This window comes from Planotetraspora thailandica (genome assembly GCF_016863335.1).
Classification (GTDB): domain Bacteria; phylum Actinomycetota; class Actinomycetes; order Streptosporangiales; family Streptosporangiaceae; genus Planotetraspora; species Planotetraspora thailandica.
Genome location: NZ_BOOR01000005.1, coordinates 16322 through 28254, shown reverse-complemented (window position 1 = coordinate 28254; position 11933 = coordinate 16322). Strand labels below are relative to the sequence as shown.

Sequence of the window (11933 nt, the reverse complement as noted above, 5' to 3'; positions counted from 1 at the left end):
CGGCCCTACCTGGAACTCCTCGGCGAGAGAAAGGCCCTCTCCGTGAGCAAGCGAACCTGGAGCGAGCGCTCCTTGCCTGTGCGGCGAATCGATCGGCGGTCGACGAGCGCCGTTTCGCTCCACGGGAGGCCGGCATGAGCGATCTCGGCCACGTGCTGGTGCTCGCGGGCGGGCTGTCCTACGAGCGCGAGGTCTCCATCCGCTCCGGCCGGCGGGTCGCGGATGTGCTGCGCACAGCGGGAATCGACGTCGAGACGAGGGACACCGACTCCGGCCTCGTGCCCGCTGTGTTGTCGGACCCGCCGAACGCGGCCTTCGTGACGCTCCACGGAGGAGCAGGAGAGGACGGGGCCATCCGGTCCGTGCTCGAGCTGCTCGGCGTGCCGTACGTCGGGGCCACTCCGGACGCATGCCGGGTGGCCTTCGACAAGCCGACGGCCAAGGCGGTCGTGCGGTCGTGGGGGCTGAACACACCCGATTCCGTCGCTCTGCCGAAGGAGACGTTCCACGATCTGGGCGCTTCCGCCGTGCTCGCCCGCATCGTGGACAGGCTCGGGCTGCCGTTGTTCGTCAAGCCGTCACGCGGCGGCTCGGCGCTCGGGGCGTCGATCGTGCGCACCGCCGACGAGTTGCCCGCCGCGATGGTCGGCTGCTTCGCGTACGGTGACACCGCGCTGATCGAGAAGTACGTCCAGGGCGTCGAGGTCGCCGTGTCCGTCGTCGACCTCGGCGAGGGGCCCATCGCGCTGCCTCCGGTGGAAATCGTGCCCGACGGAGGGGTTTACGACTACGCGGCTCGGTACACCGCGGGGCACACCGAATTCTTCGCTCCTGCTCGGCTGGCGAAGGAGGAGACGGAGGCGTGCGCGGCGATGGCCGTGGCCGCCCACACCGCCCTGGGGCTGCGTGACGTCTCCCGTACCGACCTCATCGTCGACGCCTCCGGCAAGCCGTGGTTCCTGGAAGTGAACGTGGCCCCGGGCATGACGGAGACCTCGTTGCTCCCGATGGCCGCCGAAGCGGCGGGCCGCGATCTCGGTGCTCTCTGCAAGGGCCTTCTGGAAGTCGCCGTACGCCGCGGCTGAACCGGCCCGGCTTGGACGCTCGGCGTTCCTTCTCAACCGGGTCGGCCGCGCATCTCCTGGGTCGGGTGGCTGGGGAGCCTCCTAAGGGCGTTCACAGCAGTTGCGGCGCTGAAGAACGGTGGCGGCTCGACGTTTCACGTGAAACATGGCGGCGCCGGTGGGCTGTCTGGCAAGGCAATGCAATTCATCGAGCCGATCCGGCCGCAATTCAGGTCTGCAGAACATGCCCCACGGAGACCGGCGTTCAGCGGGCGAGCTGCGGGGGCCAGGCGCAGCGACTGGGGCGCGGTGACCGGACTGGAGGCCGCCGTGGCTGCAGGGGCTATGGCTGCAGTCCGGACTACAGAGGACGGACGCGGAGGCCGAGTTTCACTGACCCGGCGTGGACCCGCCCACGCCGCGCTGCCCCCCGTGATACTCGCTCCTCGTGCCAAACCCTCGAGACCGGCACTGGTGACCGACCCGTAGTGGACAAGTTCTGACCAGCAGGACGCGGTGCCGGCCGCTGCGGTCGGCAAGGGTGCCGAGCACCGACTCCTCGTCGCCCCTGGCGAACCGGTGCTGTACGGCCACGACGGCCCGGCGTGGTCCACGGCGTGCCGCGTGCGGCCTACATATCGTGTGTGGCCGCCGTGCCGCGTCCGGCCGCCGTGCACACTCATGGCTGCCGACCCGCTGCGCTCGACCCTCAGTTGCGGACCACTGATGCCCTATCGAGTGGCGAAACACATTGCGGTGGTCGGGGTGCGGGCCGGGCCGCAGAGCGGAGTCATCGAATCGCGTCCAGGCGTGCCACCTCTGGGGCCTAGCGGTGCCGGTCCACGAACCTAGGTGCCGTCTCCCCCATCGTCGATGCGGCTGGCAATCGAGGGTCTCCGCAGAGTTCCACCCACCCGGCTCCGCACGCCTCATGCCACATGGCCGGCAAGCCTCAAAGGAGACGGGCTCGGCTGTTTCACGTGAAACAGCCGAGTCTTCGTCGTTGGAAGCGAGCGCTCATGGGCCTCGCCGAAATCGAACTACGCGCGATCACGAGCCGAACTACCGCCCTCGCCCATCGCGTGGGCGGGATCCTGCCAAGCCGTCGAAGACTCGTGGATTCGTCAGAGGGGCTTCCTGGACACACCCTGCCGAAAGCGTCCAAGCAAAGATGCACCCCTCGCCGCATAGCAAAGGCACTCCTGCCGAACGCGGCCGGTCTCACGCGGCGCATCCGGACTTCCCGGTACGCCGCTACTCCTCAAACGCCGCCGCTCTGAAAACGCCGCCGCTCTGAAAACGCCGCCGCTCTGAAAACGCCGCCGTTTCCCAACTGGGGTCAGACCCCATTGAACGCGGCGTCTGCTCAGCGCAGCGCCTCCGGGCGCGGGGCTTCCTGAGCGAGTGACTATTCCGCGGTGAGGCCACGCATCGCGTTGCCGGCCTCCGGCGCCATCGTGCCGATGATGCGCTCAAGGTCGTCGATCGTGGAGAACTCGACCACGATCTTTCCCTTGCGTTGACCAAGATCGACCCGCACCCTCGTCTCGAAGTGATCCGAGAGCCGATCCGCGAGGTGGCGGAGCGCCGGGGCCGTTGCCTGCTTTCTCCGAGGCTGCCGGGGAGCCGGCCCGGAGGTCGCGTCGCCGAGCGCAACGATCTCCTCGACCGTCCGCACGGACAGCCCCTCGGCGACGATCCGCGCCGCGAGGCGATCCTGGGCGGCCGGGTCGTCCAGGGACAGGAGCGCCCTGGCGTGTCCCGCGCTGATGACGCCCGCGGCCAGCCGTACCTGAACGTTGGGCGGGAGGTTCAGCAGGCGGAGCGTGTTGGTGATGTGCGAGCGGGAGCGGCCGACCTTCGTCGCGAGCACCTCGTGGGTGGCACCGAAGTCGTCGAGCAGTTGCCGGTAGGCCGCCGCCTCCTCAAGGGAGTTCAGCTGCTCGCGCTGAAGGTTCTCGATGAGGGCTTCCCGCAGCATCTCGTCGTCCTGCGTGCTGCGGACGATCGCGGGAATCTCCTCGAGACCGGCGATCTGCGACGCCCTCCAGCGCCGCTCCCCCATGATGAGCTCGAACTTGCCGCCGCCGACCGCGCGTACGACGACCGGCTGGAGAAGCCCGACCTCCTTGATGGACGCGGCCAGTTCCTCCAGGCGATCCTCGTCGAAGACCTCGCGGGGCTGGCGCGGATTGGGCGTGATCGCCGCAACGGGGATTTCCTGGAAATAGGCGCCGTCGACGGGCTTCAGCCCCGACTCCAGCGGTGTCTCGGCCGGAGAGCCGGCCGAGACCTCCGGATCCACGATAGGCCCCGTGGGGATCAGAGCTCCAAGACCCTTGCCCAGTCCCCGACGCTGCTGAGTCACCGCTGCTCCCTTACGCACCGCACAGAAGGCAGTGCCCAGCGGCCGGGGCCGCTGGGCACTTCATGCACACCACGAGAGGGTACCGCCGCGCGGGCCCCCACATGAGCATCGGCGCACAGGCTCCGACGCGATGACGGGCGATCGTTTCATGATCCCCCCGCCCTGATTCCGTCATCTCCGCGCCGACATCACGGCTCCCGGTCTCACCAAGAGCATGACCAGCCCGGTGCCTTCCACCCGTTTGGCAGGTCCCGGCGGAGGAGGAGCCGAAGCCCGGGCCGGCGGCGACGACCGGCCTACGCCTTGGCGAGCGCCGCGGCGCGATGGGCGATCTCACGGGCCGCCTCCATGTACGCCATGGCGCCGCTCGAACCCGGGTCGTACGTCATGACCGACTGGCCGTAGCTGGGCGCCTCGGAAACCCGGACGCTGCGGGGGATCACCGCGTCGAGCACCGTGTCCGCGAAATGCGACCGGACCTCGTCCGCCACCTGCGAGGCCAGCCGGGTGCGCCCGTCGTACATCGTGAGAAGGATCGTGGATAGCGACAGGCTCTGGTTCAGGTGAACCCGCACGAGCTCGACGTTCTGCAGGAGCTGGCTGAGGCCCTCCAGTGCGTAGTACTCGCACTGGATCGGGATGAGCACCTCCTGGGCGGCCGCCATCGCGTTCACGGTCAGCAGTCCGAGCGACGGCGGGCAGTCGATGAAGATGTAGTCGAACTCCATTTCCTCGAAGGAGTTCAACGCACGCTTCAGCCGGGCCTCCCGCCCGACCATGGGGACCAGCTCGATCTCGGCACCGGCCAGGTCGAGCGTGGCGGGAGCGCAGAAGAGGCCAGGCATCTCCGGCACTTCCTTCACGATGGACGCCAGGGAAAGGTCGTCCACCAGAACCTGATAGACCGAGGGCGTTCCCGCACGGTGCTCCGTCGCCAGCGCGGTGGAGGCGTTGCCCTGGGGATCCAGGTCGACGACGAGCACGCGCTGGCCATGCATGGACAGTGCCGCGGCAAGGTTGACGGCCGTGGTCGTCTTGCCGACCCCGCCCTTCTGGTTGGCCACCGTCATCACACGGCAGTGGGGAGGTTTGGGCCAGTCCCCCTCACGACGGGTCGAGTAGCCGACGGAAGGTGCAGCCGCCGGCGGGGGTGCGGCTGTTTCACGTGAAACCACGGAGCTCAATGCCTCTCGTACCAACGGGGAATCGCCATTAATCGGGGGGGTCTGGGACACGGTCGTCGTCCTTTCGACCTGTGAAGCAGAGAAACGCGGCCAGCCAACCCCCGAAGGCCGGCGTGATGTCGCGATCTCCCAGGGTAGGGCGGGGGAACTTTCCGGCCAACCCAGGCCTGCCGTATCCGGCAAAACGCTCACCTCTTCCGCCGCCGCCGCGGTCCACGTCCACTCGACTCGGGGGGAGTTCCCGCGATCACACGAACGAGAGTGGCGGGCGGCTCGACCCTACCGCGCCCCACCGTAACAAGCTCGGCTGAACGCGCTCCAGAAGCCGTCAATTGGGGTCGTGCCGCCTCGAGTTCTTCGACGGCACGATCCCCCTTCATCGCCAGGAGCTGCCCGTCGACCCGCAGCAGCGGCAACGCCCACTCCAGCAGGCGATCAAGCGACGCCACCGCGCGAGCCGTCGCGACATCGAACGACCGCTTTCCTGCCAGCTCCTCCGCACGCCCGCGGACGACCTCGGCGTTGTCCAGCTTCAGCGTCTCGACGGCCTCGGCCAAGAACACGGTGCGCCGGAGCAGCGGGTCCAGCAAGGTCACCCGAATGTCCGGACGGACGATCGCCAGCACCAGCCCGGGCAGCCCCGCCCCCGACCCGATGTCGACGACGCGCGCATCCTGGGGAATCGCCTCCGCCACGACGGCGCAGTTGAGCAGATGGCGCTCCCAGATGCGCGGTATCTCACGCGGGCCGAGCAAACCTCGCACCACCCCCGGCCCCGCGAGCAGATCCGCGAACATCCGCGCCCGCTCCAGCGCATCACCGATGAAAACCTCCCGCGCCACATCAGGCGCCTCAGGCAGCTCGTTGCTCTCCGTCATCACTCACTCATCCGCGAACGCTGTCGAGCCAAGGGTAATGGCCCATCCCCGAACGACCTTCAAGGTCGTGCCTGACAAATCATGCCCTGCCGCACCCCCGTCGGAATGGCCATCGTGGCCGACCCGCGTCCTCCCGTCGGGAACGACCGGCAGAAACGACGAAGCCGCCGGCTCCATGAGGAGTCCGGCGGCTTGCCGTACAAGAGAAGAACCGGGGCGAACCTGCCTAGGCGGGCAGGACGACGACGAATCGGCGTGGCTCCTCGCCCTCCGACTCGCTGCGCAGACCCGCGGCGGCGACGGCGTCGTGCACGATCTTCCGCTCGAACGGCGTCATCGGCTGCAGCGCCTTGGGCTCTCCGCTGCGCTTGACGTCGTTGGCCGCGGCCGAACCGATCTTCGTCAGCTCCACCCTCCGGCGCTCCCGGAAACGGCCGACGTCGAGCATCAGCCGCGAACGCTCCCCGGTCTGCCGGTGCACGGCGAGGCGGGTGAGCTCCTGAAGGGCTTCGAGCACCTCGCCGGACGGACCCGCGAGGTCGCCGCCCTTGATGTCGACGATCGACACGACCGCACGGTCGCCCTCGACGTCCATGTCGATGTCGCCGTCGATGTCGGCGATGTCGAGCAGGCCCTCGAGGTAGTCGGCAGCGATCTCCCCCTCCTGCTCCAGCGCCTCGACGTCGGGAGCGGGCTTCACGCCGTCCTCAGGTTCGGTCACGTCCGGAACTCTCCTTCTCCTACGACTTCTTGCTGCCGGTGCGCTTGCTGCGTGTCTGGCGGGTCGGCTGCTGCCGGACGATCTTAGGCTCCGGCGCCGCCGGTTGCTCCTGAGTCGCCGCCTTCGGTTTGCCGACGAGCTTGGTGAAGATCCCGTTCGTGGGCTCGGGCGTCGTCACGTTGCCCTTCTCGTCGACGACCGGCATGGGATGGCGACTGTAGAACCAGTGTTGCTGGCTGAGCGTCCAGATGTTGGTCGTCACCCAGTAAAGGATCAGGCCGAGGGGGAAGTTCAAGCTGAAGATGGCGAACAGCGGCGAGATGTACATCAGGATCTTCTGCTGCTGAGCCATGGGGTTGTCCGGCATCTGCTGCATTGAGCGCGTCACGCTCTGCCGGACGGTGAGGAACGTCGTACCCGAGCTGATCGCGACGAAGATGGCGAGGACGATCTTCGTGATCACGGGGTCGGCGCCGAACTTGGCGATCTCCCCCGCACTCGTCCAGAAGGTCGCGGGGAGCGGTGCGCCCAGGATGTGCGCCGCACGCGCGCTGTCCACGAGTTGCGTCGTCATGCCGAAGTCGGGCTTGTCATCCGCGATGGCCCGCAGCACGGTGAACATCGAGATGAAGACCGGGAACTGCGCCACGACCGGGAGGCATCCGCCGAGGGGGTTCGCCCCGGCCTCCTGGTAGACACGCATGACTTCCTGGTTCATGCGCTGCTTGTCGCTCTTGTACTTCTTGCGCAGCTCTTGGACCTTGGGGGCGAGCTCCTGCATCTTCCGCGACGAGCGCATCTGCTTGAGGAAGAGCGGGAAGATCAGGAGACGCATCAGCACGGTGAGCGTGATGATGGTGAGCGCCCAGTTGAACCCGTTGTCTGAGGGGATGAAAAGGCTGTAACCGGCATGGATCTGGGTAATCACCCAGGCCACGGCCGTGTACAGCGGATTCAGGAATGGCAGCTCCACCGAGCTAGCTCCCTTGCGATTCGTCGTGAGACCGGACTCGGCGTGGGGGCACCGGGTCGAAACCTCCAGGGTGGAACGGATGACACCGTCCAATACGCCTAACGGTCAGCCATACCCCGCGGGGAGCCCCGTGAACGGCGATCGCCTCCAGGCCGTAGGCGCTGCAAGACGGCTCGAACCGGCAGCGCGGCCCGAGCATCGGACTGATGAAGGCCCGGTAAAACCGGATCAGGACAAGCAGAACACGAGCCACCGGACCCGCCGAGCCGTGAGGCTGCGAGTCTGGGGCCACGATCCCGGACTCGGGAATCGGCTGCTCCACAGTCATGACCGTCCATCCGTCGGGGTCCGCGATTCGGACCCCTGCCGCCGGAGTAAACGATCCAGCGCGACGTCGAGTTCGGCGGCCAGGTGCTCGCTTCGCGCGGACGCAGCCGGTGGATTGGCGCGTACCACAAGCAGGCTACCTCTCGGCAACCGGTGCACACGGGCCCGCATCAGGTGTCTGAGCCTGCGCTTGACCTGGTTTCTGATCACAGCGCCCCCGACCGCTTTGCTCACGACGAACCCGACGAGCGGTTGATCATCGTTTTCGCGCACGGTGAAATGTGCGACCAGCGTGGGGCGGCCGGCGCGTCGCCCGCGGCGTATCGCGTCGGCGAACTGGTCGCCTCGTCGCATCCGCGACCCGGACGGCAGCACCGTGTGCTCCTCAAGGTACGGCTGTCGCCCGCCACCACCAGGGGTCGGCGGGCGACGGCGCTTCCCGTCGTCAGACGGTGAGCTCGGCGCGGCCCTTACGACGCCGGGCCGCCAGGATCGCGCGACCGGCACGGGTGCGCATACGCAGCCGGAAGCCGTGGGTCTTCGCGCGGCGACGGTTGTTCGGCTGGAAAGTACGCTTGCTCACGAGTGGGCTCCCAGGCTTCTGAAGCACCCGCGTGATCCGCGGGCGCGGGGCATTCCAAGGTTGCGGCTCGTCAATGTGCGTGGGCATGCGAAATAGCCGTCGCGAGATTAGCCGACCGGCACACGTTACGGGCCGATCGCGTGTCAGGTCAAACCCGACCGGCCACTCTATCCCTACGAACCCGGCATCCGGGAACCCCAAGGCCGCGCCGATCTGCCCGCGCGCCGTCGTCCACCGGATATCCCCAGTGGCGGTGGATATCGGAAGGAACAAGCGCGCACGGCGAGCATCCTGAGGCCACTAGGCTGTGGACAACGTCTTGAACGCATGTTGGCTCACCGCTACTGTCAACCCTTCCGGCCTTTCCCTCTGTCACCGTGGATGCGCCCGGAGAACAGCGGATCGACTGTGCACAACATGTGGATCTCATGTGGATCAGCCGGCGAGAGCTGAACACCGCCGGGTTGTCCGGCTGGGCTGGAGTGGAATCGGAACGCGGCGAGCGAGCGGGGGCCGCGCTAGGGAGGAGGGGCGGAGCCATGGAAGGCGTCGACCTCAACGCGGTATGGGCTCGGGCGCTCGGGACTCTTCTCGATGAAGGCGTCTCCGGGCAGCAGCGCGCATTCCTCCAGATGACGCAGCCGTCCGGGCTCATCAACGACACGATCCTCCTGGCCGCGCCGAACGACTTCGCGAAGGAAGTCCTCGAGGTGCGGCTCCGGCCCCTGATCGCCCACGCGCTCTCGCAGGAGTTCGGCCGCCCCGTGCGGATCGCCGTGATGGTGGATCCCGGCGCGTCCTCCTCGCAGCCGGCTCAGCACGACGGCTATCCCCAGCCTCAAGATCAGGGTTATCCCCACAACGGCCAGCCCCCGCCGCAGAGCTACGGGCGGCATCACCGGCCGGAAACGCTCACCCCGCCCACCGACTTTCCACAGCATCGTCCACAGCCTCAGGGATTCCCCTCCTTCGGCCAGGACGGCGCAGCGCCCGTGGACGATCCGTACGGGTCGCAGCAGTATCCACAGGCCGGCCCCGCGTATTCTCCGGAGCCGCCTCCGGCGCCGAAGCCCGAACCGGTGCAGAACCGGTGGGACACCCGGGGCTCGCGGACGACCGGAGAGCCCGCCCGGCTGAACGCGAAGTACACCTTCGAGACCTTCGTCATCGGCGCGAGCAACCGTTTCGCCCACGCCGCGGCGGTGGCCGTGGCGGAGACGCCCGCGAAGGCGTACAACCCGCTGTTCATCTACGGAGACTCCGGCCTGGGCAAGACGCACCTGCTCCACGCCATCGGCCACTACGCGCAGAGCCTCTACGACGGCGCCCGGGTGAGATACGTGAGCTCCGAGGAGTTCACCAACGACTTCATCAACTCGATCCGGGACCACAAGGCCGACGGCTTCCGGTCGCGCTACCGCGCGGTCGACATCCTGCTGGTGGACGACATCCAGTTCCTGGAGGGCAAGGAGCAGACGCAGGAGGAGTTCTTCCACACCTTCAACACCCTCCACAACGCCAGCAAGCAGATCGTGATCTCCAGCGACCGGGCGCCCAAGCAGCTCGTCACCCTGGAAGACCGGCTGCGCAACCGTTTCGAGTGGGGTCTGATCACCGACGTCCAGCCGCCCGAGCTGGAGACCCGCATCGCGATCCTCCGGAAGAAGGCCATCCAGGAGGGCCTGGCGGCGCCGCCCGACGTGCTCGAATACATAGCGAGCCGCATCGCCACCAACATCCGCGAGCTCGAGGGCGCCCTCATCCGGGTGACGGCGTTCGCCAGCCTGAACCGACAGTCTGTGGACATCCAGCTCGCCGAGGTCGTTCTCAAGGACCTGATCACCGAGGACGCCACCCCCGAGATCACCATTTCACTGATCATGTCGACGACGGCGGAGTATTTCGGCGTCTCCCTCGACGACCTGTGTGGAAGCTCACGTTCGCGCGCGCTCGTCACGGCCCGGCAGATCGCGATGTACCTGGCGCGCGAGCTCACCGACCTGTCCCTTCCCAAGATCGGGCAGCAGTTCGGGGGGCGTGACCACACCACCGTGATGCACGCCGACCGCAAGATCCGGTCGCTCATGGCGGAGCGGCGCTCGATGTACAACCAGGTCAACGAGCTCACGACCCGGGTCAAGCAGCGCGCTCGCAACACTTGATGCACAGCCTGTGGATATCGCTGTGGATCAAACCTCAGCCGCGTTGAGTACGCCTTCTGGGAGACATCCACGCGTCGCCGGGCGGAAATGACCCGTTTAGAGGCGGTGGACGAATGTGGGGAAATCCTGGGGACAGGTTGGGGACCGTTCGTGGACGACATGGGGACGCCCTGTGCGCGACGCGCCTCACCGGTCGCGGCGGCCCCATTCACCCCGTGGACAACCGGTGGAAACCCCGTGGGTAACTCGTGGACGAAGGGCGCCGCGGCTGGGGAACCGGTGTGGGGATCGCTTCTCCCCCCACAGCCGCGCAGGACGCATCCACGTCTCGCCCACACCCCCAGTGGATTAAATATTCGCTCTGACCTGCGAACATGCTCGACATCCACATATCCACGCCCCCTAATAAGAAGACCTATATCTCTCTCACTAAAGAACTCAAGAACCATAGAAGGGGTTCTGGAGGAGCCAGGGGCCAAGGGCTGGGAGAGTGGACACCTGACGATGCAGCGACACCCAGGAGGCTGATCCACGTGATGTTCCGGATCGATCGAGACGTGCTCGCCGAGGCCGTCGCGTGGACGGCGCGCAGCCTTCCGGCCCGGCCGTCGGTGCCGGTGCTGGCCGGCATGAGGCTCGAGGTCACCGAGGAGCAGCAGTTGAAGCTCTCCGGCTTCGACTACGAGGTCTCCGCACAGGTCACCCTTGATCCACAGGTCGGCGAAGCCGGTGTGGTTCTCGTCTCAGGCAAACTCCTCGCGGAGATCACCAGGGCGCTCCCCGCCCAGCCGGTCGACTTCGTCGTCGACGGTCCCAAGGCGGTCGTCACCTGTGGAAGCGCCCGGTTCACGCTGCTGACCATGCCGGTTGAGGACTACCCGTCGCTGCCGGCCATGCCGCCCGCCGCGGGCCGCATCGGCAGCGACGTCTTCGCCTCTGCCGTCGCCCAGGTCGCCGTCGCCGCCGGCAAGGACGACACCCTGCCGATGCTCACAGGCGTCCGCATGGAGATCGAGGGCGACACGGTCACCCTCGCCGCGACGGACCGCTACCGCCTCGCCGTACGCGAGCTGAAGTGGCAGCCCGAGCAGCCCGACTTCCAGGCGATCGCCATGGTGCCCGGCCGTACGCTGGCCGACACCGCCAAGGCGCTCGGGGCTACGGGCGCCCAGGTCGAGATCGCGCTCAGCTCCGCCGGCGGCACCGGGGAGGGCATGATCGGATTCTCCAGTTCGGGACGGCGGACCACGACGCGGCTGCTCGACCCCGAGTTCCCCAAGTACCGCTCGCTGCTGCCCACCCAGTTCTCGGCCCACGCCGACCTGTCCACAAGCGCGTTCGTGGAGGCGGTCAAGCGCGTCGCGCTCGTCGCCGAGCGCAACACCCCCGTACGGCTGGCCTTCCGCGGCGGCGAGGTCATCCTGGAGGCCGGGAGCGGCGACGAGGCGCAGGCGGTGGAGGCGCTGCCGGTGGAGTTCGACGGCGAGGAGATCAACATCGCCTTCAACCACCAGTTCCTCCTGGAGGGGCTGGGGGCGATCGACTCCGACGTGGCCAGGCTCCAGTTCACGACGTCCACCAAGCCCGCCATCCTCACCGGTGGAAAGCCTGTGGATGACGGTGCAATTGAGGACTATCGCTACCTCATCATGCCGATCCGACTGTCAAGCTGA

The 11933-nt window shown here is 67.5% G+C and carries 11 protein-coding genes; 3 read left to right on the top strand and 8 right to left on the bottom strand.

Annotated features, from left to right (window positions below; genetic code table 11):
- Positions 1 to 134: 134 nt before the first annotated feature.
- Complete coding sequence (locus tag Pth03_RS02920; protein WP_203942525.1) at positions 135 to 1085, top strand: D-alanine--D-alanine ligase family protein; 951 nt, start codon at positions 135 to 137, stop codon at positions 1083 to 1085.
- Positions 1086 to 2472: 1387 nt separating this feature from the next.
- Here Pth03_RS02920 and Pth03_RS02915 read toward each other — a convergent pair.
- From Pth03_RS02915 to rpmH, 8 genes are all read right to left on the bottom strand, one after another.
- A complete protein-coding gene (locus Pth03_RS02915; protein WP_203942524.1) occupies positions 2473 to 3432 on the bottom strand; it encodes a ParB/RepB/Spo0J family partition protein in 960 nt (319 codons plus the stop codon).
- 296 nt (positions 3433 to 3728) lie between these two features.
- Positions 3729 to 4502: a ParA family protein gene (locus Pth03_RS02910; RefSeq protein WP_203942523.1), complete on the bottom strand. Its 774-nt coding sequence runs from the start codon at positions 4500 to 4502 to the stop codon at positions 3729 to 3731.
- A gap of 302 nt (positions 4503 to 4804) precedes the next feature.
- Entirely contained in the window at positions 4805 to 5494 is a 690-nt protein-coding gene (gene rsmG / locus Pth03_RS02905) for a 16S rRNA (guanine(527)-N(7))-methyltransferase RsmG (RefSeq protein ID WP_203942522.1), read from the bottom strand.
- Between the two features lie 226 nt (positions 5495 to 5720).
- Positions 5721 to 6215: a Jag family protein gene (locus Pth03_RS02900; protein WP_203942521.1), complete on the bottom strand. Its 495-nt coding sequence runs from the start codon at positions 6213 to 6215 to the stop codon at positions 5721 to 5723.
- A 19-nt stretch (positions 6216 to 6234) separates the two neighbouring features.
- The gene (gene yidC, locus Pth03_RS02895) at positions 6235 to 7188 is read right to left on the bottom strand and encodes a membrane protein insertase YidC (protein ID WP_203942520.1); all 954 of its coding nucleotides are present in this window, start codon (positions 7186 to 7188) and stop codon (positions 6235 to 6237) included.
- A 4-nt stretch (positions 7189 to 7192) separates the two neighbouring features.
- Positions 7193 to 7516, bottom strand: coding sequence for a membrane protein insertion efficiency factor YidD (yidD, locus tag Pth03_RS02890; RefSeq protein WP_203942519.1), 324 nt, complete (start codon positions 7514 to 7516; stop codon positions 7193 to 7195).
- Complete coding sequence (gene rnpA / locus Pth03_RS02885; RefSeq protein WP_203942518.1) at positions 7513 to 7890, bottom strand: ribonuclease P protein component; 378 nt, start codon at positions 7888 to 7890, stop codon at positions 7513 to 7515. Before rnpA ends, yidD begins: the two co-directional genes overlap by 4 nt.
- 70 nt (positions 7891 to 7960) lie before the next feature.
- Positions 7961 to 8098 carry a 50S ribosomal protein L34 gene (gene rpmH / locus Pth03_RS02880; protein ID WP_155353559.1) on the bottom strand — a complete coding sequence of 46 codons (138 nt, stop codon included), beginning with the start codon at positions 8096 to 8098 and terminating at the stop codon, positions 7961 to 7963.
- A 539-nt stretch (positions 8099 to 8637) separates the two neighbouring features.
- Between rpmH and dnaA the strand changes: the two genes are divergently transcribed.
- Together dnaA and dnaN are read left to right on the top strand one after the other, a co-directional pair.
- Positions 8638 to 10260 (top strand): chromosomal replication initiator protein DnaA, encoded by a 1623-nt coding sequence (dnaA, locus tag Pth03_RS02875; protein WP_203942517.1) that lies wholly within the window; start codon positions 8638 to 8640, stop codon positions 10258 to 10260.
- A 533-nt stretch (positions 10261 to 10793) separates the two neighbouring features.
- A complete protein-coding gene (gene dnaN, locus Pth03_RS02870; RefSeq protein ID WP_203942516.1) occupies positions 10794 to 11933 on the top strand; it encodes a DNA polymerase III subunit beta in 1140 nt (379 codons plus the stop codon).